At 74.1% G+C, this 23,717-nt stretch carries 24 protein-coding genes; 20 read left to right on the plus strand and 4 right to left on the minus strand.

Annotated elements, in window-relative coordinates:
* Positions 1 to 62 precede the first annotated feature (62 nt).
* From ACZ6N8_RS17180 to ACZ6N8_RS17190, 3 genes are all read left to right on the plus strand, one after another.
* Positions 63 to 548, plus strand: a complete 486-nt coding sequence (locus tag ACZ6N8_RS17180; protein ID WP_466010963.1) for a hypothetical protein — start codon at positions 63 to 65, stop codon at positions 546 to 548.
* 140 nt (positions 549 to 688) lie between these two features.
* Entirely contained in the window at positions 689 to 2,839 is a 2,151-nt protein-coding gene (helR, locus tag ACZ6N8_RS17185; RefSeq protein ID WP_466010965.1) for an RNA polymerase recycling motor ATPase HelR, read from the plus strand.
* Between the two features lie 17 nt (positions 2,840 to 2,856).
* Positions 2,857 to 3,522, plus strand: a complete 666-nt coding sequence (locus ACZ6N8_RS17190; RefSeq protein ID WP_466010967.1) for a hypothetical protein — start codon at positions 2,857 to 2,859, stop codon at positions 3,520 to 3,522.
* Between the two features lie 11 nt (positions 3,523 to 3,533).
* Here ACZ6N8_RS17190 and ACZ6N8_RS17195 read toward each other — a convergent pair whose 3' ends face one another.
* On the minus strand, positions 3,534 to 4,430 hold the full coding sequence (locus ACZ6N8_RS17195) for an aldo/keto reductase (RefSeq protein ID WP_466010968.1): 897 nt from the start codon (positions 4,428 to 4,430) through the stop codon (positions 3,534 to 3,536).
* Positions 4,431 to 4,503: 73 nt separating this feature from the next.
* Positions 4,504 to 5,769 (minus strand): MFS transporter, encoded by a 1,266-nt coding sequence (locus ACZ6N8_RS17200; RefSeq protein ID WP_466010970.1) that lies wholly within the window; start codon positions 5,767 to 5,769, stop codon positions 4,504 to 4,506.
* Between the two features lie 163 nt (positions 5,770 to 5,932).
* Here ACZ6N8_RS17200 and ACZ6N8_RS17205 point away from each other — a divergent pair, with 163 nt between their 5' ends.
* On the plus strand, positions 5,933 to 6,922 hold the full coding sequence (locus ACZ6N8_RS17205; RefSeq protein ID WP_466010972.1) for a LacI family DNA-binding transcriptional regulator: 990 nt from the start codon (positions 5,933 to 5,935) through the stop codon (positions 6,920 to 6,922).
* A 9-nt stretch (positions 6,923 to 6,931) separates the two neighbouring features.
* Here ACZ6N8_RS17205 and ACZ6N8_RS17210 read toward each other — a convergent pair whose 3' ends face one another.
* Positions 6,932 to 8,056: an FUSC family protein gene (locus tag ACZ6N8_RS17210; RefSeq protein WP_466010974.1), complete on the minus strand. Its 1,125-nt coding sequence runs from the start codon at positions 8,054 to 8,056 to the stop codon at positions 6,932 to 6,934.
* A 157-nt stretch (positions 8,057 to 8,213) separates the two neighbouring features.
* Positions 8,214 to 8,843, minus strand: a complete 630-nt coding sequence (locus ACZ6N8_RS17215; protein WP_466010976.1) for a TetR/AcrR family transcriptional regulator — start codon at positions 8,841 to 8,843, stop codon at positions 8,214 to 8,216.
* Between the two features lie 68 nt (positions 8,844 to 8,911).
* On the opposite strand from ACZ6N8_RS17215, the gene ACZ6N8_RS17220 reads away from it, so the two are divergent.
* The 16 genes from ACZ6N8_RS17220 (at position 8,912) to ACZ6N8_RS17295 (ending at position 23,713) form a co-directional block, all read left to right on the plus strand.
* Entirely contained in the window at positions 8,912 to 10,075 is a 1,164-nt protein-coding gene (locus ACZ6N8_RS17220) for an FAD-dependent oxidoreductase (RefSeq protein WP_466010977.1), read from the plus strand.
* A gap of 149 nt (positions 10,076 to 10,224) precedes the next feature.
* The gene (locus ACZ6N8_RS17225) at positions 10,225 to 10,998 is read left to right on the plus strand and encodes an LppM family (lipo)protein (RefSeq protein ID WP_466010978.1); all 774 of its coding nucleotides are present in this window, start codon (positions 10,225 to 10,227) and stop codon (positions 10,996 to 10,998) included.
* Between the two features lie 144 nt (positions 10,999 to 11,142).
* The gene (locus tag ACZ6N8_RS17230) at positions 11,143 to 11,478 is read left to right on the plus strand and encodes a hypothetical protein (RefSeq protein WP_387118629.1); all 336 of its coding nucleotides are present in this window, start codon (positions 11,143 to 11,145) and stop codon (positions 11,476 to 11,478) included.
* A 13-nt stretch (positions 11,479 to 11,491) separates the two neighbouring features.
* On the plus strand, positions 11,492 to 12,100 hold the full coding sequence (locus tag ACZ6N8_RS17235; RefSeq protein WP_466010980.1) for a glycine zipper family protein: 609 nt from the start codon (positions 11,492 to 11,494) through the stop codon (positions 12,098 to 12,100).
* Complete coding sequence (locus ACZ6N8_RS17240; protein WP_466010981.1) at positions 12,097 to 12,795, plus strand: carboxypeptidase-like regulatory domain-containing protein; 699 nt, start codon at positions 12,097 to 12,099, stop codon at positions 12,793 to 12,795. Before ACZ6N8_RS17235 ends, ACZ6N8_RS17240 begins: the two co-directional genes overlap by 4 nt.
* Positions 12,796 to 12,818: 23 nt before the next feature.
* The gene (locus ACZ6N8_RS17245; protein ID WP_357989722.1) at positions 12,819 to 14,048 is read left to right on the plus strand and encodes a phage tail sheath family protein; all 1,230 of its coding nucleotides are present in this window, start codon (positions 12,819 to 12,821) and stop codon (positions 14,046 to 14,048) included.
* A 1-nt stretch (position 14,049) separates the two neighbouring features.
* Positions 14,050 to 14,532: a phage tail protein gene (locus ACZ6N8_RS17250; protein WP_357989723.1), complete on the plus strand. Its 483-nt coding sequence runs from the start codon at positions 14,050 to 14,052 to the stop codon at positions 14,530 to 14,532.
* Entirely contained in the window at positions 14,507 to 15,943 is a 1,437-nt protein-coding gene (locus ACZ6N8_RS17255; RefSeq protein WP_466010983.1) for a hypothetical protein, read from the plus strand. The genes ACZ6N8_RS17250 and ACZ6N8_RS17255 overlap by 26 nt, the downstream gene beginning before the upstream one ends.
* Positions 15,943 to 16,830 (plus strand): CIS tube protein, encoded by an 888-nt coding sequence (locus tag ACZ6N8_RS17260; RefSeq protein ID WP_466010984.1) that lies wholly within the window; start codon positions 15,943 to 15,945, stop codon positions 16,828 to 16,830. Before ACZ6N8_RS17255 ends, ACZ6N8_RS17260 begins: the two co-directional genes overlap by 1 nt.
* A complete protein-coding gene (locus ACZ6N8_RS17265; protein WP_466010986.1) occupies positions 16,827 to 18,419 on the plus strand; it encodes a contractile injection system protein, VgrG/Pvc8 family in 1,593 nt (530 codons plus the stop codon). Before ACZ6N8_RS17260 ends, ACZ6N8_RS17265 begins: the two co-directional genes overlap by 4 nt.
* Positions 18,419 to 18,757 (plus strand): hypothetical protein, encoded by a 339-nt coding sequence (locus tag ACZ6N8_RS17270; protein WP_466010987.1) that lies wholly within the window; start codon positions 18,419 to 18,421, stop codon positions 18,755 to 18,757. Before ACZ6N8_RS17265 ends, ACZ6N8_RS17270 begins: the two co-directional genes overlap by 1 nt.
* Positions 18,754 to 19,188 carry a GPW/gp25 family protein gene (locus ACZ6N8_RS17275; RefSeq protein ID WP_466010989.1) on the plus strand — a complete coding sequence of 145 codons (435 nt, stop codon included), beginning with the start codon at positions 18,754 to 18,756 and terminating at the stop codon, positions 19,186 to 19,188. The genes ACZ6N8_RS17270 and ACZ6N8_RS17275 overlap by 4 nt, the downstream gene beginning before the upstream one ends.
* On the plus strand, positions 19,185 to 21,833 hold the full coding sequence (locus ACZ6N8_RS17280; protein ID WP_466010991.1) for a putative baseplate assembly protein: 2,649 nt from the start codon (positions 19,185 to 19,187) through the stop codon (positions 21,831 to 21,833). The genes ACZ6N8_RS17275 and ACZ6N8_RS17280 overlap by 4 nt, the downstream gene beginning before the upstream one ends.
* On the plus strand, positions 21,814 to 22,329 hold the full coding sequence (locus ACZ6N8_RS17285; RefSeq protein WP_466010993.1) for a phage tail protein: 516 nt from the start codon (positions 21,814 to 21,816) through the stop codon (positions 22,327 to 22,329). The genes ACZ6N8_RS17280 and ACZ6N8_RS17285 overlap by 20 nt, the downstream gene beginning before the upstream one ends.
* Complete coding sequence (locus ACZ6N8_RS17290; protein ID WP_466010994.1) at positions 22,326 to 23,255, plus strand: carbohydrate-binding protein; 930 nt, start codon at positions 22,326 to 22,328, stop codon at positions 23,253 to 23,255. The genes ACZ6N8_RS17285 and ACZ6N8_RS17290 overlap by 4 nt, the downstream gene beginning before the upstream one ends.
* Positions 23,252 to 23,713 (plus strand): hypothetical protein, encoded by a 462-nt coding sequence (locus ACZ6N8_RS17295; RefSeq protein WP_377598569.1) that lies wholly within the window; start codon positions 23,252 to 23,254, stop codon positions 23,711 to 23,713. Before ACZ6N8_RS17290 ends, ACZ6N8_RS17295 begins: the two co-directional genes overlap by 4 nt.
* The last annotated feature ends 4 nt before the right edge of the window (positions 23,714 to 23,717 follow it).

The raw sequence follows: 23,717 nt of genomic DNA on the forward strand, positions 1-23,717 counted from the left end.
CCCGAGCGGTGTCGAGAAGGTGCGACACACGACGTGGTTTCCTCGACGTACCGGAGGGCGACATGGCTGCCTGGGTCAGGTTCACGCTGGGGTCGGCGCTCCTGCTGGCGGGGTGTGCGGCCGGCGACCGACCGGCGACACCTGTCACGCCCGGAGCGGGCTCGACGGGCGCGGGTTGTCACTCGCGCGTCGAGACGGGAGCGCTGCCCGACTGGGCGGACACCGGGTTCCACGGTGACACCCGCGCCCCACACGTCTTCGGCGCGAAGGGCGACATCCTGGCCGTGCTGTTCACCCACCCCCTGGCGCAGGCGAGGCCGGACGGGTCGACCAACAAGATCCTCTGGGTGGCCCGCACCACCGAGCCGTCCACCCTGGTGATCACCGCGACGCTGGACGGCACGGACACCCGGGTGACCCACGAGGTCGCCGGCGGTCCGGGCCCGTCGATCATCGACATGCCGCGGGCGGGGTGCTGGCACCTCGACCTGCGCTGGGCCGGGCACACCGACACGATGGACCTGGTCTACGCGGAGCGGACGCCCTGATCGGGCTTATCGGACAGGAGAGCGACCACCCCACTCCCCTCCATTGCCAACATATACCGCATAGGGGGACTTGCCGCAAGGCCCGGTACGTACCGCAGAATTGCGCCTCGGACCTATGACCTGCGGAAACGGGAGACGGCGTGAGCCACCAGATCGCCAGCGTGTTCGACCTTCCCGACCACCTCTCCCCCAAGGCGGACCCGGCGCTGATCGCCCGCGACGAGCAGCACTTCGCGGCCATCGCGGAGAGTCTCGACAGGTCGATCGCCGAGCTGTCCGACCGCCTCGACGTCGAGCGTCGGGCACCCGCCGGCAAGGGACGGCAGGCGGTGGCCCGGGACGAGGAGGTCCGGCGGCTGACCGCCCGCCTGCGGGCGCTGCGCCGCTTCGGCCTGGACCTGTGCCTGGGACGGATCGTCCACGCGGACGACCCCGAGCCGGTGTACGTCGGACGGTTCGGCCTCACCGACGGCGCGGGGCGTCGGCTGCTGCTGGACTGGCGTTCCCCGGCGGCCGAGCCGTTCTTCGGTGCGACCCACGCGAACCCGATGGGACTGGCGAGCCGTCGCCGCTACCGCTGGACGCGCGGCCGGATCAGCGACTACTGGGACGAGGTGTTCACCCCGGAAGGGTTGGAGGGGCACGCCGCCCTCGACGACCAGTCGGCCTTCATCGCCACCCTCGGCGGCAACAGGTCGGCCCGGATGCGCGACGTGCTCGGCACCATCCAGGCCGACCAGGACGCCATCATCCGGGCGGGCTCGCGGGGCGCCCTCGTCGTCGACGGCGGCCCGGGCACCGGCAAGACCGTCGTCGCCCTGCACCGGACCGCCTACCTGCTCTACTCCGACCCCCGCCTGGGCCAACGGCGAGGCGGCGTGCTGTTCGTCGGGCCGCACCAGCCCTACCTGGCGTACGTCTCCGACGTCCTGCCCAGCCTCGGCGAGGAGGACGTGCAGACCTGCACCCTGCGGGACCTCGTCCCGGAGGGTGCCACTGCGGTGGCCGAGGCGGACCCGGAGGTGGCCCGGCTGAAGTCCTCCGCCCGCCTGGTGACGGCGATCGAGGAGGCCGTCCGGTTCTACGAGGAGCCGCCGGACCAGCCGCTGACGGTCACGACCGGCGACGCCGACATCCGGCTGGACGCGGACGACTGGGCCGAGGCGTTCCGGGCACCCGGACCGGGCACCCCGCACAACGAGGCGCGTGACGAGATCTGGGAGGAACTGCTCACGATCCTGCTGGAGAGGTACGACGGGGACGAGCCGGACGACGTGGTCCGCGCGTCGCTGCTCTCCAACAGTGAACTGCGGACGACCGTCAACCGCGCCTGGCCGCTGCTCGACGCGACCGATATCGTCGCCGACCTGTGGTCGGTGCCCGCGTACCTGCGCAGGTGCGCCCCCTGGCTCGGCCCCGACGACGTCGGCCGGCTCCGGCGTGCCGATGCCCGGGCCTGGACCCTGGCCGACCTGCCCCTGCTGGACGCGGCACGACAGCGGCTCGGGGACCCGGAGGCGTCGCGGCGCGACCGTCGGCACGAGGCGATGGTCGCCGCCGAACGCGCGCGCATGGCCTCGGTCGTCGACGAGCTCATCGAGGCCCACACCTATGACGACGGTGAGGGCGTCCTGGCCAGCCTGCGCCAACTGGACCTGCAGGACGCCCTTGTCGACGAGTCCGCGCTGCCCAGCGTGGATCCGGACCTGCTGGCCGGCCCGTTCGCGCACATCGTCGTGGACGAGGCCCAGGAGCTGACCGACGCGGAGTGGCAGATGCTGCTGTCGCGCTGCCCGTCGCGGAGCTTCACCATCGTCGGCGACCGCGCCCAGGCCCGACACGGGTTCACCGAGTCGTGGCAGGAACGGCTGGAACGGATCGGGCTCGACCGGGTGACGCTGGCGTCGCTGAGCATCAACTACCGCACGCCGCAGGAGGTCATGCGGGAGGCGGAGCCGGTCATCCGGGCCGTGCTGCCGGACGCCAACGTCCCCATCTCCGTCCGCGGCAACGGTCTTCCCGTCGTACACCGGTCGGTGGCCGACCGGGACGCGGTCCTCGACGACTGGCTCGCCGCACACGCCGACGGGATCGCCTGCGTCGTCGGCGACCCCACGTTCACCGGGACGGCGCGGGTGCGGTCGTTGACCCCGGAGCTGGCCAAGGGCCTGGAGTTCGACCTGGTCGTCCTGGTCGACCCGGACTCGTTGGGCGACGGGATCGAGGGGGCGGTCGACCGTTACGTCGCGATGACCCGCGCGACCCAGCAACTGGTAGTCCTCACGCCGTGAGTCCTAGGCTGCGGGGCGTGCCCCGGGACGTGCGGGAGGCGGCGGCCCGCGACAACGCCGACTGGTGCGCCGCCCTCTGCGCCAGCCACGGGTCGGTCGGCCGGATCGACGCCGACGCCTGGTCGGTCCCCCGCCGCTCCCCACAGTGGTATCCGGACGCGGTCACCAGGCGCCCCGGCGCCGACCCCGAGGCCCTGCTGTCCCGGATCGAGGGAGGTCCCGGCGCGTCGGTGAAGGACAGCTTCGCCGACCTCGATCTCTCCGGCCACGGCTTCGAGGTGCTCTTCGACGCCCAGTGGATCCACCGTCCACCCACCGACGGACCAGCCGGCACGCCACTCGCGCCTGTCGACACGGCGCAACGGCTGGCCGTCTGGGCGGCGGCGCACGGCGGTGGGGAGCTGTTCCGCCCGCGACTGCTGACCAACCCCCGGGTACGGGTGCTGGCCCGCTACGACGAGCGGGGCGCGGTCACCGGTGGTGCGGTGGTCAGCGGCGAGGGTGTCGTCGGGGTCTCCAACGTGTTCACCCGCACCGGAGATCCCGCTGACATCTGGCGGGGAGTGCTCGCCACGCTGCCCGGCGTCGCCCTTGTCGGCTACGAATCCGGCACGGACCTGGCCCTCGCGGTCGAGGCCGGCTTCGCCCCGCTGGGCCCCCTGCGGGTCTGGCTGCACCCCTGACCCGGCCGGGGTCAGCCCAGACGGGTCAGGTCCTCGGGGGTCAGGCGCAGGGACGCCGCGGCGATGTTCTGCGTGAGGTGCGCGACGTCTCCGGTGCCGGGGATGGCCAGCACGTGGGGGCCCTGGTGCAGGGTCCAGGCCAGGCGTACCTGATGGGGGGTGACGCCGTGGGCCCGCGCGACCGCCTCGACGGCCTCGCCCTGGTCGGCGCTCGCGCCCTTCTCCCGGCCGGTGCCGGCGACCGCGAAGAACGGCACGTAGGAGATGCCCCGCTCGCCGCAGGTGCGGACGAACGGGTCCTGCTCCCGGTACGCGTCGACCCCGTAGTTGTTCTGCACGCAGACGACAGGCGCGATGCCCGCCACCTCGTCCAGCTGTTCGGGTCGGACGTTGGAGAGCCCGAGGTGGCGGATCAGCCCGGCGGCGCGCAGCTCGGCGAGGGCGCCGAACCGGTCGACCAGCGGCACCGGGCCCGGCCCCCGGCCGAGGCGCAGGTTCACCACGTCCAGCTGGTCGAGGCCGAGCCGACGCAGGTTCTCCTCCACCTGCGCGCGCAACTGCGCAGGGGTGAACGCCTCGGTGAAGCCGGCCTGCGGGTCGTACCCGAAACCGACCTTGGTGACGATCACCAGATCCCGCGGATACGGGGCGAGCGCCGCGCGGATCAGCTCGGTGGCGTACCGGACCGGGCCGGTCCCGACGCGCAACGTTCCACCCGGCGAAACGTAGAAGGCGGCGGTGTCGATGTGGTTGACGCCCAGCTCCACGGCGCGGCGCAGCAGCGCCACGGCGCGGTCGCGGTCGGGGTTCGCGGTGATCCGCATGGAGCCGAAGCCCATCCGGTGCACCGTGCGGTCGCCGAGGGTCCAGGTGCCCGCCGCGGCGGCGGCGATCTCGTCGGTTGGCATCGGGCGACCGTAGCGAGCCGGGGCGCGCGGCGCAGTCGGCCGCGCACCCGATACCGCTCTCCGGCGGTCTGGGTTAGTTTTGGTGGGCTGACGGAGCCTGTTCTCCGGGGTGCGGCGGGCGCAGCACCGGCACCAGCAGCAGGGTCGGCACCAGCAGCAGCGGCACCACCAGCAGGGCGCGCAGGGTGCCGACGTGGTCGCCGAGCAGCCCCAGCAGGGGCGGCCCCGCCAGGAACGCGGTGTAGCCGATCACCGCGACGACGCTGACCCGCACCGGCGCGTGCGCCTCCTCGTCGGCGGCGGCGCTCATCCCCACCGGGAAGCCCAGCGACGCCCCGAGACCCCACAACGCGACGCCGACGATCGCCAGCGGTCCCGAGCCGGCCAGCACCGCCAGAGCCGCGCCGAGCACCGCGAGCCCGATGGTGCCGCTGAGCACCGGCACCCGGCCCCACCGGTCCAGCGCGACGGTGCCCGCCGTACGCCCGAGGGTCATGCCGACGACGAAGACGGCGAAGACCGCCGCCCCGGCCGCCTCGCTCAGGTCCCGACCGTCCACGAACGCGACAGCCAGCCAGTCGTTTGCGGCCCCCTCGGTGAACGCCGCCACCAGTACGAACAGCCCGATCAACAGGGTGCGCGGCTCCCGCCAGGCGGCGAGCTGGGCCCGGCGACGGCCGGCCGGGGTCGCGTCCGCCGGGTCGCCGTCCGGGTCGTGGGCCGACGCCGGCAGGTACGTCCGCGCGGCGAGCGCGGTGCCGGTCACCACCACAAGCGCCACCGCGCAGAGGTGCGCGCCGACCGCCACGTCCAGCCGGGCCGCCGCGGCGCCGAGGCCCGCGCCGGCCACCGAGCCGAGGCTCCACCCCGCGTGGAAGCGGGGCATGATGGTCCGTCCCAGCCGCCGTTCCACCGCCGCGGCCTCGATGTTCATGGCCACGTCGCAGGCGCCGGACCCGTAGCCGAGGGCCACCAGGCCGATCGCCACGACGACGAACGACCCGGTCAGTGTCGCGCCCAGGCCGGCCACGGTCAGGCCGATCGCGACCAGCACGGTGGCCAACGTCACGGTGCGGGCCGCCCCGAGACGCTGGGCGAGCAGGCCGGAGGTGGGCATGGCGAGCAGCGCGCCGACGCTCATCGCCAGCAGGAGCAACCCGAGCCGGCCGGCCGAGAGGTCCAACGCCTCGCGGACCGCCGGCACCCGGGAGAACCAGCTGCCGACGGCGAAACCGTTGAGGGTGAAGGTAACGGCCACGCCGTTGCGGGCGAGCCGCACCGCCCGCGACGGCGCGGGGGCGACGTCCAGGGTGACGGGGCGGCTGGTGGGGGCGCTCACGACGGCTTGTCCTCTTCCTCGACGGTGATCTGCTGGCACGATCGCACACCTGAGAGCGCTACCACCACAAGCCGCCACCGCCCCTTACCGGCTACGGTCCGACCGGGGGATGATGCGAACAGGCGTTCGTCCGCCCGGACGGACCGCAACGGGGAGGCGACGCATGACGACAGCGGCACACCGGGCGGCGACCCTGGACGACGTGGCGCGGCTCGCCGGGGTGTCCCGATCCACCGCGTCGCGGGTGATCGCCGGCACCGGGTTCGCCTCACCGGACGCCCGCGAACGGGTCGCGACGGCCGTGCACCGGCTCGGCTACGTGCCCAACCCGGCGGCCCGCGCGCTGGTCCGCGGCGCCGGCGTACGCCTGGTGGTGGCGGTCACCGGGAGCAGCGCCGACGTGCTGGACGACCCGTACGTGCACCGGGTGGTCGGGTCGGCGGCCCGGGTGTGCACGCCCGCCGGTGTCGGGGTGGCGTTGCACTGGCTGCCGCTCGACGATCCGACCGGCCTGGACCAGCTCGCCCGGGACCGCAGCGTGTGCGGCGTGGTGCTGGTCAACACCACCGAGGAGTTGCTGGACGCCGTACCCCGGTCGCTGCCTGGTCGGGTGGTCTCCATCGGCGTCGGCTCGCCGACAGTGCCGTCGTTCGACGTCGACAACGCCGCCGGGGCGGGCGAGGTGCTGCGCCATCTGTACGACACGGGTCGCCGCCGGATCGCAATGGTCACCGGCCCGCAGTGGCTGCCGTGCTCGCAGCGCCCGGTCGAGGCGTACCGGAAGCTGATGCGCCAGGCGGGTCTGCCGGAGCGGGTGCTGCCCGGGGACTTCTCGGCGGCGAGCGGGCGCGCGGCGGCCCGGGGCGTACTGCGCCGCTGGCCGGACGTCGACGCCATCTACGCGATCAACGACGAGACCGCTCTCGGCGTGATCGCGACGCTGCGCGACGAGGGCGTACGCGTGCCCGGCGACGTGGCGGTGGCAGGTTTCGACGACATCCCGCTCGCGGCGATGACCGCCCCGTCGTTGACCACGGCCAGCCATCCGGTGGGACGGATCGCGACCGCCGCGGCCACCGCCCTGCTGGACGGGCGTCCGGCCGCGCCGGTGACGCTCTTCCCGTCCGCCCTGGTGGCCCGGGCCAGCGCCTGACGCCGACGCTCAGAGGGTGGGCAGGCCGAGGGCTTCGTCCACGCGGGTCAGGACGGCGACGTCGTCGTCCGGGTTGACCCCACGGAGCAGGTCGATGGCCGTGGCCCGGACCTGGCCGATGATCATGGCGAGAGGGAGCGCCTGCGTCGGGCCGAAGAGCTGTCCGGCCGTGTGCACGGCGGCGAGCGCCGCCTCGTCGGCCCGGCTGGCGTGCCTGTCGGCGACCTGGTCCCGGCCTTCCAGGTCCGCGGCGAGCGCCCCGCCGGCCTCGCGGACCGCCTCGGCGAGCGAGCGCAGCGCCACGCCCAGCTCCGGCGACACCTGTGTGTGCAGCCGGCTGAGCGTCACCCCGGCCCGGGCCAGCACCCGGACGTTGCGGACCGCGTAGTCGATCTGCCGGATGGACTCGTCCACCGACCGCAGCCGTCCGATGTGCCGACGCCTGCGGACGTTGAGCCGTAGCGCCTCACCGGCGGCGAGCACACCCTCGCGGAGTCCGTCGACCCGGACGTCCATCCCCCGGGCCTGCGTCAGCGCGGCCATCGCGGCCGACTCGTCACGGTGGTCCAGGGCGTCGGCGATCCCGCCCAGTAGGCCGGCCAGCTCGTCGAACGTCAGGCGCACCTCGGCCACAAGCGGGGCCAGCGGGCGCCGGGCGTCGACAAGCAGGCTGGCGGCGAGGGCGACCACCCCGCCGATCAGGGCGTCGACGAAGCGGAACGGCACAAGCGACCCGTCCGGCGGCGCGACCACCACCAGGTACAGCGCGGAAACGGCGGCCTGCACCAGCGTCACGCCGGTGGCGCCGAAGGCGACCGCGAGCAGGACGGTGAGCAGGATGACTGTGAAGACGGTCCAGGTGCTGCCCGGCCCCAGCGCCTGCACCACCAGGTCCGCGACCAGCACCCCGGCGGCCACCCCGAGGACGACCTCGACGGCCCGGCGGATGCGCTGCCCCCGGGCCTGCCCGAGGACGATGAGCGCGGCGGCCGGCGCGAAGAACGGCTGCGGGTGTCCGAGCAGCCGGGTGGCGAGCAGCCAGGCCACTGTCGCGGCGACGGTGGCCTCCAGCACCGGCCGCCAGCCGTGCCGCAGCCTCCCGCCGGCCACCCGCAGCCCACTGAGCCGCAGCATCCACCCACCTCCCCCGCGCGCCGCAGCCTGCCGGACCGGCACCCCGCCGGTCGGCGCACGGCACCCGAGGTGATCGTCTCTCACCGTGCGACGGGCCTGCCCACCGGGCCGCTTCGCGTCGCCCGGCGCGGCCCGTGGGACAACCGCACCGCGACTGTCAGGTTCCGGTGAGGGCGCGCAGCAGCGTACGGACGGCGGCGGCCAGGTCGGCGCGGCTGGCCGGACTCCCCGGTGGCGGGGCGGTGAGCGCGCCCGCGCCGACCAGGCGGTCGAAGAGCAGACCGTCGACGAACGCCACGAACTGGTCACCCTGCCGCTCGGGATCTGCCGCCCCGGCCCGGGCCAGCAGGTCCCGGGACTGGACCCGCAGGCCGGTGCCGTGGTGCAGGATGCCGCGCAGTTCGGGCCGGTGCACCGCCTCCAGCAGGCAGGCGTAGCGGGCCAGGGTCCGGCTCCGTCCGCTGGTCAGCCAGCGGTCCAGCACCTCGGCGATGCCGTCGGCGAGCCGGTCGAGGTCTGCTGCGCCGAGCCGGGGGCCGGGCGGCGGGGGTGGTGGGCCGGTGGGCAGGTCGTACGCGGTGAGGTCGTCGCGGTCGCGTTCGGCGAGCCGACCCACCACCGCCTCGATGAGGGCCTGCCGGGTGCGCAGGTACGCGGAGGTGGTGCCGGGTGGCATCCCGGCCCTGCCGTCGACAGCGCGGTGGGTCAGCGCCCGCATTCCGCCGTCGGCGATCAGCTCGATGGCCGCGTCGGTCAGCAGCGCGATCCGGTTCGTGCGGGCCGTCACGACGCCCTCCCCCTTTCCGAGGTCCGCCTGTAGTATCGCCCTTCTACAGGTGTAGAAGGGCGGACGACATGGACGACCCGCACGCGGTGGTGGTCGGCGCCGGCATCGGCGGTCTGAGCGCGGCGATCGCCCTGCGTCGGCACGGATGGCGGGTCACCGTCCTGGAACGCGGCACCGAACCACGCGAGGTGGGCGCGGGGCTGACCCTGATGGCCAACGCGCTGCGCGCTCTGGACGCCCTCGGCCTCGGCACGGCCCTGCGCCGGGGCGCGCACGCCGAGGCGCCCGGCGGGATCCGCGACCGGCGCGGTCGGTGGCTGTCCCGGGTGGACGCGGCGCAGATGACCCGCCAGCTGGGCACCACAGCGCTCGGCGTCCACCGGGTCACCCTGCACCGCGTCCTGCGCGACGCGCTGCCCGCGTCGTCCCTGTGGACCGGCGCCGAGGTGCGGCACGTGGAGTCCGGCCCGGACGCCGCCGAGGTGCGCTTCCAGGGGTCCGACGGCCCGCGGACCCTCGCCGCCGATCTGGTGGTCGGCGCCGACGGCCTGCGCAGCCGGCTGCGCGCCCAGCTCTGGCCCCAACTGCCCCCGCCGGTGTACGCGGGCTCCACGGCCTGGCGGGCCGCCATCGCGTTCCCCGAACCGGTTCCGGCGGCGATCACCTGGGGGCCGGCCGCCGAGTTCGGGATGGTGCCGCTCGGCGGCGGCCAGGTCTACTGGTTCGCCGCCCGCACCAGAGCGCCCGGGGGCCACGCACCGGACGAGCTGGAGGCCGTACGGGAGCACTTCGGCGGCTGGCACGAGCCCATCCCCGCCCTACTGGCGGCGACCCCGCCCGGGGTCGTCCTGCGCAACGACATCCACCACCTGGCCACGCCGCTGCCGTCGTACGTGCGGGGGCGGGTGGCGCTGCTCGGCGACGCCGCCCACGCGATGACGCCGAACCTCGGGCAGGGCGCCGGGCAGGCCATCGAGGACGCGGTGGTGCTCGGCGCCGCCTGCTCCGGCGGCGCGTCCGGGCTGGCGACCGCCCTCGCGTCGTACGACGAGCAGCGCCGCCCCCGCAGCCAGGCCGTCGCGCGAGCCTCCTACCAGGCCGGCCGGTACGGGCAGCAGCTGCGCAGTCCGCTCGCCCTGGCGGTGCGCGGTGCCGCGTTGCGGCTCACACCCGGCTGGGCGGTGCTGCGGGGCATGGCCCGGCACGCCGACTGGCGGCCACCGGCGGGCTGAGAAAGCCGATCTCGACCCAAAACTCCAGAGTAGTTCGGTGTGCGTGTCGGCGGCCCGGGCGAAGACGACAGTTCGCCGGTACAATCGGCGACTGCCTTGTGACTGATCGCTGACTGCTGATGGTGAAAGCGATCACACACACTGATCCCATGAACGGGAGAGTCAACCGCGGTAGGGCACTCCGCGTCGCGGTGTGCCTCCTTCTTCTCGCCGCGCTCAGCGGCTGCATGCAACTCAACATGGGGCTCACCGTCAACGCCGACGACACGGTCGACGGGCAATTGCTGCTGACGGCCCAGAAGTCCCTGCTGAACTCGCGGAACAAGAACATCCCGGCCGCCTTCGCCGAGCTGCGGCAGAACATTCCCGCGCTGCCGGCGGGAGAAGAGGTCGGGTACGAGGACGACAAACTCTTCGGCACCCAGATCGTTTACCGCAAGGCGCCGCTCGCCGGTTTCGACACGGAGAGCGTGAAACTGGTCCGCGACGACGACCTGTACCGCTTCTCACTGCCACTGGATCCGAAGAAATACGGCGGAAAGGTCGCGGAACAGAATCCACAGAACCAGCAGGCGTTCCTCAAGTTGATGTCGTTCGAGATCTCGGTGACATTTCCCGGCCGGGTGATCGACAGCAATGGCACTGTCAACGGCCGGTCCGTCAGCTGGAAGGTGGATTCCAACCAGGACAAGCCCGCCGAACTGCGCGCGGTCGCCGAGGCGCCACCCCGACCGTCGACCTCGCCGGCCGCCGCCGGCGACGACGGTGGGTTCCCGTGGCTGCTTGTCGTCGGCGGCGTCCTGGTCGTGGTGCTGCTCGCCGCGGTGGGCGTACTCCTTCTGCGTCGCCGCCGCCCGACGGCGCCGGCGGCGCCCGGTCCGACCTCGCCGGCCCCGCCCCCGGCCGCGGCGGGGCCCGGCTGATCCATCCGGTGGCCGGCTCCGGCCGGCCACGCCCGGCCCCGGCCGCCCCGCGACGACGGCGACCGGCCCCGGCGCTCCCACGGGGGCGCCGGACCTCACCACCACCACATCCCGGTCGCACCATCGCAGAAAAGGGGGATCGCCGTGAACGATCTCTTCACCTGGGCCGCCCTGGGCAGCCTTGCCGGCGCGAGCGCCGCAACCCTGCTGGCCACCAACGTCATCGGCGGGCTGATCGGGCCCAGCGGCGACAAGCTCCGCAAGTGGATCGCCATCGCCATCGCACTGCTGCTGTCCTACGTGACGGCGGCGTTCGCCGACGACGTCGGCGGCGAGAAGTGGATCATCGCGTTCTTCAACGCGCTCGTCATCTTCTCCGCCGCGCTCGGCGTCAACCAGTTCCCGCCCGGCAACCGGCAGGCGACGCCGACCCAGGTGGCGAGCGGTCGCGAGCCCCGAGTCTTCCGCTCCTGGGTCTGAGGGGGATGTCGTCATGATCTTCGGAATTCTCAGCGCGGCGGTCCTGGTCGGCATGAGCGCCGTCGTGGGCCTCCTGGCCGGCGGCCCGGTCGGCCTGCTCATCGGCGCCGTCGTGGGCCTGCTGGTCGGCGCGGTCTTCGGCTGGGCGGTGGCCTCCGCCGGGGTGTACGCCCCGGACGCGCGCGGCATCTTCCTCTTCGTCGTCGACCACACCTGGAGCCTGCTGAACACGGTGGTCGGGGCCATCTACCTGGCCGTCCACCTGATCTTCGGGCACTCGCTGGACCGGGCCACCTCACTGGGCAGCGGCCGGGTCAGCGTGGTGGAGGGCGTCTCACCGCGGTACGCCACCACCATCGGCACCGTCTGCGCCGGCTCCAACTCCGGCATCCAGCGGCACGAGGACGTGCACATCTTCCAGGCGCGCCTGCTCGGGCCGCTCTACATCCCACTGGTGCTGGCGAACTACGTGCTGTTCACCATCGCCCCGATCTGGCTGCTCTACCACGACCACACCAACGCGCCGATCAACAGGTTCACCCGCTACTTCGAGATCGGCGTCTACCCGCACGTGTGGAACGAGGCCATCGCGTACCGGATCCAGGGGACGCCGCCGCGATGACCACCGACGGGCGCGGACCGATCGAGACGGCCACCGCCGCGCTGGCCACCTGGCTGACCAGCGCGGCGGGGCAAGCCGTCCCGATCGGCCCGCCCCGCACCGGCGGCGACGTCGACGGGCTCACCCTCTGGCCCCTCGAACTGCGCCCGGCCCGACAGACCCGCTCCAGCGGCGCGGTTCGCGAACCGTACCGGTTCACAGTCCGTTACCTGCTCTGCGTCACCGGGCCGGGCGGGCTGGGCCACCTCGACCGGGTGCTCACCGCCGCGACACGGGACGGCAGCTACCCGGTGGTGCTGGAGGCCGGCGACGCCTCCCTGTGGACGGCGTTCGGCGCGGCGCCCCGACCGGCGCTGCTCATCGACGTACCCGCTCAGGTGGACCATCCGACAGCTGCCGCGCCACCGGTGCTGCGCCCCCTGCGGCTGCGCCAACTCGACGTACGCGCCCTCGCCGGCCGGGTGGTCGGCCCCGAGAACCAGCCGCTCGCGGCGATGCGCGTCGAACTGCCGGGCAGCCCGTCCGCCACCCACACCGACTCCGACGGCCGGTTCCTGATCGTCGGCGTCCCGCACGACCCGGACAACCCCGCACCGGTACGGCTGCGACTGGCCGGACGGGGGCTCGTGCTCACCGCCGACGTCGACGCGGACGACGACGACATCGTCATCGTCTGCGCGCCACCGACCCACTGACGCCCAACGGCACAGGAGGACCGATGCCCAGCTACTTCTCCCCCGGCATCTACGTCGAGGAGGTCCCCAGCGGCGCCCGACCCATCGGACCGGCGAGCACCAGCATCGCCGCGTTCGTCGGCGTCGCGCCGAACCGCAACGCCCACCTGGGCAAGGCGGTACCCGTCAACAACTGGACCGAGTTCCTCCGGCTCTTCGCCGACGGGGAGCAGGTGGAGAGCACCGCGCTGGCCCGGGCGGTCTTCGGCTTCCTCGACAACGGCGGCGCCCGCTGCTGGGTGGTGAACGTCGGCGACGGCGGCGCGATCAGCGGCACCGGCAAGCAACGCGGCGGTCTGCAACTGCTGGAGGCCATCGACGAGATCTCCATCATCGCCGCGCCCGGCTTTTACGACGTGGTGACCCACGAGGCGCTGCTGAGCATGGCCGAACGCACCCGCACCATGGTCGCGATCTGCGACCCCGCCCCCGACATCGACGACATCTCCGCGTTGACGCGCGTCGCCACGCCGTCCTCCGGGAAACCCCCGAAACCCGCCGAGGGTACGGCCGCCGCCCCGGGCCCGGGCGGCGGGGAGGGACCGCCGGCGTACCGGCCCCGGCAGTCCGAGTACGGCGCCTTCTACTACCCGTGGCTACAGGTCCGCGACCCGATCAGCGGGGACCTGGAACTGACCCCGCCGAGCGGGCACCTGGCCGGCATCTGGGCCCGCACCGACGCCCTTCGCGGCGTCCACAAGGCGCCCGCCAACGAGCCCGTCCGGGGCGCCGTCGACCTGGGCTACCTCGTCACCCGACCCGAACACGACGTGCTCAACCCCAGGGGCGTCAACGTGATCCGCTACTTCGCGGGCGAGGGCATCCGCGTCTGGGGCGCCCGGACGCTCGCCGCCGAGGCCAGCGAATGGCGCTACCTGAACGTCAGGCGACTCAGCATCGCCATCGAACAGGCCATCGCCAACGGCACCCGGTGGATGGTCTTCGAGCCCAACGACTTCACCCTCTGGCGCTCGATCCGCCGCGACATCGGCGCCTTCCTGACCCGTGTGTGGCGCGACGGCGCGCTGCTCGGACGCAGCCCCGAGGAGGCGTTCTTCGTCAAGTGCGACGAGGAGACGAACCCGCCGGACGTCCGCGACGCGGGCATGGTGATCGCCCACATCGGCATCGCCGTCGTCAAACCCGCCGAATTCGTGGTGTTCAAGCTGAGCCAGTGGGCCGGCGGCACCGAGACCGAGACGATCGGAGGCTGACATGCCGACCACGGCCGCCCCGCAACCCGGCGCACCTGTCGACCCGTACCGGGCGTACAACTTCAGGCTGCTCATCAACGGCGTCACCAACGGCCACTTCACCGAGATGAGCGGGCTGGAGGTGAACATTCCCGGGCAGCCGTACCGGGAGCACGGCGTCGGCCGGATGCGGATGGTGCCGGGGCAGGCCGAGTACGAGCCGGTGACCCTGCACTTCGGACTCACCACGTCCCGGGAGCTGTGGGACTGGGTCAACGCCACCGCCCAGGGCACCGTCAACCGCCGCAACATCTCGGTGGTGCTGCTCGACTCCGTGGGCACCGCCGAGGTGCTGCGGTGGAACCTGATCGACGCCTGGCCCACCCGGTGGCGCGGGGCGCACCTCAACACGCTCAGCCACGAGATCGCCATCGCCTCGTTGACCCTGCGCTACGAGGGCCTGGAGCTGGAGACCGGCGGTGCCACCGCGCCGACACCCGCGTAGCTGGCTGGCCGACCGGCTGCGTGCGGGGGCCGGGGCGGTGCACCGCCTCGCCGCCCGGGTCGAGCCGACCGGGGTCGAGTTCGCCGGGGTCGAGCCGGCCGGGGTCGCGTCGCGCCCGCCGGAGGTGCCGCGTCGCTTCGGACAGCCGCCGCAGCACTGGCTGGACCTGGTCACCGCCCACGCGCCGGGTCTGCTGCACGACGTGGACCTCGACCGGCCGCCGGACCTGGGCGCTGGCCCGCCGCCCGTCCCGGGCGTCGACGCGCGCGGTGACACCGGGCCGCACGACGACCGGCTCGCCAGGTTCGGAGCCGGTGCGACGGCGTCGCCGCCGCACGGCGGGCCCGGTCTCCCGGCCGGCCCACCCGGTGCCGGGCCCTGGTCCTTCGTCGACAGCGGAGGTCCTCCGACCACCGGCGCGAGCGGCCCGACCGGCCCGACCGGCGCGAGCGGCATGACCGGCACGAGCGGCACGAGCGGCCCGACCGGCATGACCGGCCCGAGCGGCACGAGCGGCACGAGCGGCGTCTCCGGCAGCCGTGCGCCCGGCGGGGGTGCGGCCTTCGACGCGGGCGGTGCACCTGGCCCGGCATGTGGCGACAGGTGGCTGTCGGCCGTGGTCGCACGGCCCAGCCGACCCGGTGCGAGCGGCCGGCCAACCCCCGGTACGGCCAACGGATCAGCGAGAACCGGCGTGACAGGTGGGCAGGGGACGGCGGGCGGCTCCACCGAGACCGACGCGGCGAGCGAACCGGGAACGGCGGGCGAGTTCGGAACGGCGGGCGACCCGCCGACGGGCGCGTTCGGGACCGGCTGGCTCACCCAATCGGTGCGCTCCAGGTCAGCTGAGCGCACGCCACCAGCGGAGCGCTCCGGAGCCCTCGGCACGGACCACCGCGTCGAATCCTCGCCGCCGCTGAGTATCGACCGGGGGCTGTCGACGAGCAGGCGGGAACGCCGGCCCGGAGCGGGTGCGCGCGTCGGCGGCCCGGAGGTCGGCAGCGCCGGCCCGACCGGCAGCCGTGACACCTCCGGAACGTCCGATGCGCACGGAGCCCTGTCGTCGCACACGGATCAGCAGGCGACAGCCCGACCGACGTCGTTCCACCCCCGAACCAGGCCTTTCGGGATCGCAAAGGATGTCGGCCCCTGCGAGGGCGGTTCCCTTGCGGGATCCCCCGGTGCGTCCGGCCGCGCCGCAGGGCCGGGCGGCGGGAACGGACGGGGCTACGCGACCGGCCCCGAGCCTCGGAGCGGGACCTGGCCGGGCGGTCCGGAGTTCGCGCCGGGGGCGTCGGCCGCCGACCCGTGGCCGGCGCTTCCGGACGACGAACCGCTGTGGACGACTCCGGCTCCGGCCTCGGACGCGGCGCGGCTGGCCCGCCTCGACCGGGAACAGGCGGGCGACTGATGGAACGCGTGGCCTTTCTCATCGACTCCTCCGGCGAACGTGTCGACTGCCTGCTCAACCCGGAGACCGTGCAGGTGACGCGGCTCGCCGGCGTACGCCGTCGGGGTGCCGCCGACGGGCAGCTCACCGGGGCGGGGTTGGCCGACGACCCGCTGGTGTTCACCGGCGGCGGCCGCACCGAGCTGGTGCTCGACCTGCTGTTCGACGTCGACTTCGTCCAGGCGCAGGTCCGGCCCACCGACGTGCGGATGTTGACGCGTCCGCTGTGGATGCTCGCGGAGAACTCCACAGCCGAGCACGGCTGGCTGCGGCCACCGCTGGTCCGGCTGGTCTGGGGCAAGACGTGGAACGTGCCAGGTGTGATCGTCGCGGTGGCGGAGCGGTTCGACGCGTTCACCGGCACCGGGTCGCCCCGGCGGTCGTGGCTTCGGCTCAAGCTCGTGCGGGCCGCCGAGACGGCCGACCAGGCGCAGGCCGGGTTCGCCGAGGAGCTGGCCGCCGCGAGCACCCCGAGCGCCGCGCCGGGCAGCGCCGTGGTCGCCGCCGGTGACGGCGCGGCCGAGCCGGGCCGCTCCGGAGTGCGCTTCGACCTGCTGGCGAACGACGCGCTCGGCTCACCGCTGCGCTGGCGGCTGCTGGCCGAACACAACCGGATCACCGACCCGCTCGCCGTGCCGGCCGGTACCACCCTCGCCGTTCCGTCCGCGGCCGGCGGCCCATCCGCGGCGGCACCTACCGAATTCGCGCGGGCTGTCGCCGCAGGCACGTCGTTCGTGGGCGCGTCGATCGCCGCCGCGGTTGGCTGGGCCGGCTCGACGCCCGCCCCGGCCGGTGCCGCGCCGACCGGCACCGGTCCGGCCGGCACAGCTCCGGGAGGTACGCCGTGACAAGCGTCGCGCCCCGGGCGCTCATCGTCCTGCTGGACAATGTCGAACTGGCCGCGGCGGCCCGTCATCGGCTGCGCTCGCTGCGGGTGGCGGCACGGCTGGACCAGCCCACCCAGGCCGAGCTGGTGCTCGCCGCCACCGCCGGGGTCGGTGCGTTCGACCCGGCGGTACGCCCCGGAACGACACTCGACGTACGGCTCACCGGACACCCGGACGCGCTGTTCGTCGGGGAGGTCACCGCCGTCGAGGTCGAGTACGCGGCGGACGGCGTGGCGCTGTTGCGGCTGCGGGCGTACGACGCGCTGCATCGACTGCGCAAGCGTCAGGGCTTGCGGGTCTTCACGTCGGTGACCGCCGCCGACCTGGCCGGCGAGCTGTGCGGCGAGGTCGGGTTGGACGTGGCGGCGGAGGCCGACGGGCCCCGGTTGGAGCGGCTGCTCCAGCACCGGCACAGCGATCTGGAGCTGCTGCGCGAGGTGACCGGCCGGGCCGGGCTGCACCTGGCCGTCGACGGCGACACGGTGCGGCTGGTGACCCTGGCCGGCTACGGCGAGCCTGTCGCGCTGGCCCTCGGCGCGGGCGTGCACAGCCTGCGGCTGTCCACCAACGCCGACCAGGCCAGCGGCGCCAGCGCCGCGCTGGGCTGGCATCCGCAGCGGGCCGAACCGATCAGCCAGCAGGCCGACGAGGCGCGGTGCGCCAGGCCTGCCGGCGACCGGCCGGACCCGGCCGACGTGGGCGCCGACGGGGTACGCACCGCAGTCGACCAGCCGGGGCGCAGCGACGACGAGCTGGCGGCGCTGGCCCAGGCGCGACTGGACACCCGGGCGGCGGCACTCGTCACCGCCGAGGGTGTGGCCGAGGGCGACCCGGCGCTGCGACCCGGCCGGCGGATCGACCTGAGCGGGGTGCCCGAGGCGGTCGCCGGGGCGTACGTGCTGACCGAGGTGGTGCACACGGTGGACGGCGACGGGCACCTCACCCGGTTCTCCACTGTGCCGCCGACCGTCCCGCCGGCCGCGACGGCGGGCGCGGTGGTCACCCTCGGCACGGTCACCGACGTCGCCGACCCGGACGGGTTGGGTCGGGTCCGCCTGACCCTGCCGACGTACGGGGATCTGGACGCCGGGTGGCTGGGCGTGCTCTGCCCGGGGGCGGGTCGCGGCAAGGGCCTGGTGGCGCTCCCCGATCCGGACGACACGGTGCTCGTGGTGCTGCCCGGCGGCGAGCCGGCCTCGGGCATCGTGCTCGGCTCGCTGTTCGGCGCCGTCGAGCCGTACGACGCGGGCATCGACGACGGCAGGGCCCGCCGCTGGACACTGCGGACCGCCGGCGGCCAGTCGATAGTCGTCGACGACGTACGGCGCAGCCTGCGCCTGGGCACCGAGGACGGCAGCTTCCTGGAGCTGACGCCCGATCTGGCCACCCTGCACGCCGCGTCCGACCTGGTGATCTCCGCGCCCGGGCGGGCCCTTGTGGTACGCGCCCGCGGCGTGGACTTCCTGCACGCCGAGTCGACCGAGGACCCGACCACCGCGGCGCGGCAGGCCCGTTCGCTCGCCCGCGCCCACCACGAAGGAGGCGGCTGATGCGCTGGATCCACCGCGACTCGGTGATCACCTGTGACCACGACGGCCGGGTCGAGAACCGCCCGTCGCAGCAGTGGGTGACGGTCTCGGCAGTGCCGGTGCTGGTGGACGACGACCCGGAGGGACGGAAGATCATCGCCTGTCCGAACTACGGCCCGACCATCAAACCGTGCACGAAGACGGAGTCCCTGCGCGTCGGCTACAGCGACTGGCTGCGGGTCGACGGGCAGCGGGTGGTGCTGGACAACCTGGAGGGGTTCACCAACGGGACGCCGCCCAACGCGGTCCATCACACGGTGCGCGACCCGCGCCAGCGGTTCCTGAGGGCGGACCGGTGAGGGCGTTCCGGTTCGTCGGCGCCGGTTTCGACGCCGGCCGTACCGGTGGGTTGGCGCTCACCGCGGCCGGCGGCCTGGCGATGACCGACGGCGACGAGAGCGTACGCCAAGCGTTGTTCCTGCTGTTGTCGACGACACCTGGTGAGCGGCTGATGCGGCCCGGGTACGGCTCGCGGCTGCACCGGCTGCTGTTCGCGCCCAACGACGACACGACAGCCGGGTTGGCCATCCACTACGTCAGGCAGGCCATCGCCCGGTGGGAGCCCCGGGTCGAGGTCATCGACGTCGACGCCGGGCCGGATCCGGACGACGCGTGGCGGCTGGTGATCCGGTTGGACTACCGCGTGCGGGCCAGCCTCACCCCCGGGCAGCTGGTCTTCTCCGTGGATCTGCTGCCGGCCGACGAACCCGAGCAGGGAGGATCGTCATGACGTTGCCCGTGCCGCACCTGGACGACCGTGGGTTCCTCGACCTCGTCACCGAGGCCCGGGAACGGATCCGGCAGTCCTGCCCGGCGTGGACCGACCTGTCCGCGCACGACCCGGGGATGGCCCTGGTGGAGGCGTTCGCGCACCTGACCGAGGTGATGATCTACCGGCTGAACCAGTTGCCGGAGAAGGCGTACGTCTCGTTTCTGAACCTGCTCGGGGCCACCCGGCACGCGCCCACCGCGGCCTGGGCGGACGTCCTGTTCACGCGCGGCGGGACCGACCGCGCGGCGGTGCGGATCCCGGCCGGGCTGCGGGTCGCGGCGGCCCGGGGCGCCGACCCGCGGCCTGTCGTGTTCGTCACCACCGAACCGGCGGTGCTGCCCGCCGGTGAGGCGTCGGTGCTGGTTCGGATGCACCACTGCGAGCCGGTCGACGCGGAGCTGCTCGGCGTCGGCACCGGCCAGCCGGGGCAGGTGCTACGGGCGGCCCGCGCTCCCCTGGCGCACACCGCCGAGCCGCTGGACCTGCTGCTCGGCGTCGAGGTGCCGGCCGGCACGGTGGAACTGGGCGCGGCGGCCCGGGAACACGACGGCCGCACGTTCGAGATCTGGCGGCCGGTGGACAACTTCGCCGGGCTCGGCCCCCAGGCCAAGGCGTACCTGGTAGACCGCTGCTCAGGCACCGTCACCTTCGCCCCGGCCCTCGACCTGCGCTCCCCCGCCCCGGCGGGCGAGGGCGCGGCGGCGGCGCCGGTGACCGTGGCGGCGGTGCCGCCGGCCGGGCGTCAGGTGCGGCTCTGGTACCGGGCCGGGGGCGGGCCGACCGGCAACGTGGCGGCGGGCACCCTGACCAGCCTGCGCGATCCGCTGCCCGGGGTGCGGGTGGACAACCCGGCGCCGGCCGCCGGCGGGCGGGACATGGAGGCGCTGGAGTCGGTGCTGCTGCGCGGCCCGTACGAGTTCTTCGCCCAGCAACGGGCGGTCACCGCCCGCGACTTCGAGGTGCTGGCCACCGGTTCCGGCGCGGTGGCGCGGGCCCGGGCGTTCACCCGCGCGGCCGTGTACAGCTTCGCCCGCCCCGGCGAGGTCGAGGTGGTGCTGGTGCCGTACGTACCGGAGACCGCCCGGCCGGGTGGCCGGCTGCCGGTGGCGGTGCTGCGCGAGCACGAGGTGCCCGAGGCGCGGCACCGGGTGGAGACGGACCTGGAGCAGCGCCGGATGGTAGGCATCCGGTCCCGGGCCACCTGGGCCCGGTTCAAGGCGGTGTCGGTCCGCGCCCGGGTGGTGGTGCGGCGGGAGGAGGACGTCGACGCGGTCCGTCGGCGGATCCACGACCGGCTGCACCAGACGCTGAGTCCGCTGCCCACCGCGCTCAACCCGACCGGTTGGCCGTTCGGTGAGCCGCTGCGCGCGTCGAACGTGTACCGGATGCTGGAGCACGCCGAGCCGGGCGTGCGGTATGTCGAGTCGGTCCGGTTCGTGGTGGACGAGGCCCCGGACGCCGACGTCCGTGCCCTCGCCGTCGACCAGTACCAGCCCCGCACCTGGTACGCCGGTCGCGGCGCCGTGCTGTTCCGATCCAGCAACGCCGGGGCGGGCTGGGAGCCGACCGGCCGGTTCGACACCGAGACGGTGCTGCGGGTCGCGCCCGCGCCGGCGCCGGTGCGGCCGGGCATCGTGCCCCGGGCCGGCGCGGTGGCCGTGGTGACGCTGCGCGCGTCCGGCGGCTCGCGGGTGCACCTGAGCACCGACCTGGGTGAGACGTGGTCGCTGCTCGCCGACCTGGACTCGCGGATCTCCGACGTGGCCTGGCTGGACCGCGACGGCGCGGGCGCGCTGCTGGTGGCCACCGACACCGGCCTGTACGAGGTGTCGCTGCTGCCCGGGGCGGTGCCGTTGCAGATCCTGGTGGACCCGTCCGACGCGGACCGGGGGTTCTACGCGGTGCGCGCGTTCGTCTCCGAGCGGGGCGCGCCAGGTGTGGCGGTGGCCGCGCAGGCCGGCTTCGGGGTGTACCTGTCGACAGCCGGCGGCCGGCCGGGCAGCTTCACGCACGTCGGTCTGGCCAACGTGGACAACCGCGTCCTCGCCGTGCAGTACGACGGGCCGGCCACACTGCTGTGGAGCGGCGCGGGCGAGCCGGACCCGAAGAAGCCCGGTCAGGGCTGCCACCGCGCCCGGCTGTTCGAGTCGGACGTGAAGTGGCAGTCCATGCAGGCCGGCTGGATCGGCGGCACCTGCCGGGAGCTGGCGTTCGCCGGGCAGCAGGCGGTGGCGGCCACGCAGAGCGGCGGTGTGGTGCGGCTGGACACCCTGGCCGCTCAACCGCAGTGGCTGCCGGTGTCGGTCAACTGCGGCCTGCCGCTGCGCGACCGCACCCGGTTCGTGCCGGTGGACGCCATCGCCGTGGCCGGTCCGGCAACGGCGACCGGCGGCGCAGGCGGCGGCGCGGGCGGCGACCCGGCGGAGCGGCTGATCCTGGCCGGCGGCGAACGCGGAGTGCACCGCAGCGTCGACGCCGTCGAGTGGACGCCCAGCGCCAACCAGGCCACCGCCGACGTGGTGACCGTCCCGGACACGTGGCTGCTCTGCTCAGGCGAGCACGACATCGAGGTGGTGCGCCAGGATGCGACGCTCGGCGATTGAACGGCTGCTGCCCGCCGCCTACCAGCGGGCCTGCGTGCCGGGCAGCGTGCTCTGGGCGCTGCTGGACGTGATGGAGCACCTGCACGCCCCGGACGAGGCCATCCTCGCCGAGGTGGACGCTCTGTTCGACCCGTACCGCGCGCCGGAGCACCTGGTCGTGCGGTTGACCCGCTGGGTGGCGATGGACCACGTGGTGGCGTCGCCCCGACCGGACGCCCCGCTGCCGCTGCCGGTGGGCCGGCTGCGTGACCTGGTGGCCAACGGCGCGCTGCTGGCCCGGTGGCGGGGCACCCCGTACGGGATGCGCCGTGCCCTGGAACTCGCCACCGGGGCGGCGGGGTTCGTCATCGACGAGCCCGCCGAGCGGCCCTTCCACATCGTGGTACGGGTGCCGGCGTCCGCCGCCGACCAGCTCGCCGTGATCACCCGCATCGTCGAGGCGGAGAAGCCCGCCTCGACCACCGTCGACATCGTCGTGGAAGAGGAGTCGTCATGACCACCGAGTGGGCGGTAGTCGCCGCCGCCGAGCAGTTCACCCTCGACCCGCGCAACAGCGGGGAGCTGACGTTCACCGTCTCCAATCCGGGCAACGCGCCGGACACCGTGGTGTTCGACGTGGCGCCCGGCGAGGGTTCGCAGCGGGCGTGGTTCACTGTGGCCGAGCCCCAGCGGGTGGTGCCCGGGCAGGGCTCGGTGTCGTTCCTGGTCAAGGTTGCCGTGCCGGCGGGCACTGCGCCCCGGCGCTACGACATGACCGGGTTCGCGTACTCGGCGAACACCGCGCCGGAGGAGAGTTCCCGGTCCAGTGGTCGGGTCACCTACGAGGTGAAGGCGGTCGCCCCGCCCCGGCGTACCCCCTGGTTGTGGATCGCCGCGGCGGCGGCGATGGTGCTGGTGGTGGTGACCGTCGGGGTGGTGCTGCTGACCCGCGGCGGCGACCCGGCGCCCGGCGAGCCACGGGTGGTCACGGTCGAGGCGGAGAGCCTGATCGACGGTGCGGTGGTGCAGTCCCCGAGCACCAGCGGCGCGGCGGTGGTCGCGCAGCCGAACTGCTGCGGGGTGACCTGGTCCGGCGACAAGCAGCTGTTCTTCCAGGGGCTGGCCATCGGCGACCAGGTCACCGTGACGGTGCAGATCCCGGCGGACGGCACGTGGCGGTTCGCCGCGGTGCGGACAACGTCGTTCGACTACGCCAACACCGTCTTCACCATCGACGGCAGCCAGGTTGGCGGCACGTTCCTCGGCTTCACACCGAAGGTGCAGAAGACGGACTTCCTGGACGTCGGAACGGTCCGGCTGACCAAGGGGCCGCATCGGGTCACCCTGCTGGTGGTCGGCAAGACGCAGGGCACCAACCGCTACTTCGCCGGCGTCGACGAGATCCGGTTCACCGAGCTCGTTGCGCAGGCCGTCGCACGATGAGCGGCCGGCAGAAGGCGCTGCTGGGGCTGCTCGCCGCCGCGCTGGTGGGGCTGTTCGTGGTCGCGGCCGGCGCGGGCGGCGACGACCGGGGCGATCCGGGGGCGCGGCACGGGCTGGTGGACCGGTTGGGCGCGCTGGGCGGCGAGCGATTCGCGGTGGACCCGGCGACGGTGAGCGCCGACTGCGCCGACGACGCGGGCCGGCTGGTGTTCTCCGGCGCCTGCGTGGTGCGGGTCCCCGACCCGGGCGGGCTGCGCACCCTCGTACTGCGCAGCCCGGGGCGGTTCACTGTCGTCGCGCCGGCTCCCGGGGACGCCGACCTGACCGTCCGCGACGAGGTGGAGCCGGCCACGGACGGTACGTCTGCGGTGGCGAAGGTCGCCGTCGACCGGGCCACCGAGGTGGGCCTGCGCTGCCCCGGCCTGGGCAGTTGCGTCGTCGTCGTGGTCACGTCGTGAACAC

It is taken from the genome of Micromonospora sp. NPDC047521 (assembly GCF_055587305.1).

Coding starts and splice junctions, on each gene's coding strand:
- ACZ6N8_RS17295 (WP_377598569.1), top strand. CDS start 23,252: ATGAGCGGCCGGCAGAAGGCGCTGCTGGGGCTGCTCGCCGCCGCGCTG.
- ACZ6N8_RS17225 (WP_466010978.1), top strand. CDS start 10,225: ATGAACGGGAGAGTCAACCGCGGTAGGGCACTCCGCGTCGCGGTGTGC.
- ACZ6N8_RS17290 (WP_466010994.1), top strand. CDS start 22,326: ATGACCACCGAGTGGGCGGTAGTCGCCGCCGCCGAGCAGTTCACCCTC.
- ACZ6N8_RS17245 (WP_357989722.1), top strand. CDS start 12,819: ATGCCCAGCTACTTCTCCCCCGGCATCTACGTCGAGGAGGTCCCCAGC.
- ACZ6N8_RS17235 (WP_466010980.1), top strand. CDS start 11,492: ATGATCTTCGGAATTCTCAGCGCGGCGGTCCTGGTCGGCATGAGCGCC.
- ACZ6N8_RS17270 (WP_466010987.1), top strand. CDS start 18,419: ATGCGCTGGATCCACCGCGACTCGGTGATCACCTGTGACCACGACGGC.
- ACZ6N8_RS17260 (WP_466010984.1), top strand. CDS start 15,943: ATGGAACGCGTGGCCTTTCTCATCGACTCCTCCGGCGAACGTGTCGAC.
- ACZ6N8_RS17195 (WP_466010968.1), bottom strand. CDS start 4,430: ATGCCAACCGACGAGATCGCCGCCGCCGCGGCGGGCACCTGGACCCTC.
- ACZ6N8_RS17180 (WP_466010963.1), top strand. CDS start 63: ATGGCTGCCTGGGTCAGGTTCACGCTGGGGTCGGCGCTCCTGCTGGCG.
- ACZ6N8_RS17280 (WP_466010991.1), top strand. CDS start 19,185: ATGACGTTGCCCGTGCCGCACCTGGACGACCGTGGGTTCCTCGACCTC.
- ACZ6N8_RS17250 (WP_357989723.1), top strand. CDS start 14,050: ATGCCGACCACGGCCGCCCCGCAACCCGGCGCACCTGTCGACCCGTAC.
- ACZ6N8_RS17285 (WP_466010993.1), top strand. CDS start 21,814: ATGCGACGCTCGGCGATTGAACGGCTGCTGCCCGCCGCCTACCAGCGG.
- ACZ6N8_RS17220 (WP_466010977.1), top strand. CDS start 8,912: ATGGACGACCCGCACGCGGTGGTGGTCGGCGCCGGCATCGGCGGTCTG.
- ACZ6N8_RS17205 (WP_466010972.1), top strand. CDS start 5,933: ATGACGACAGCGGCACACCGGGCGGCGACCCTGGACGACGTGGCGCGG.
- ACZ6N8_RS17240 (WP_466010981.1), top strand. CDS start 12,097: ATGACCACCGACGGGCGCGGACCGATCGAGACGGCCACCGCCGCGCTG.
- ACZ6N8_RS17210 (WP_466010974.1), bottom strand. CDS start 8,056: ATGCTGCGGCTCAGTGGGCTGCGGGTGGCCGGCGGGAGGCTGCGGCAC.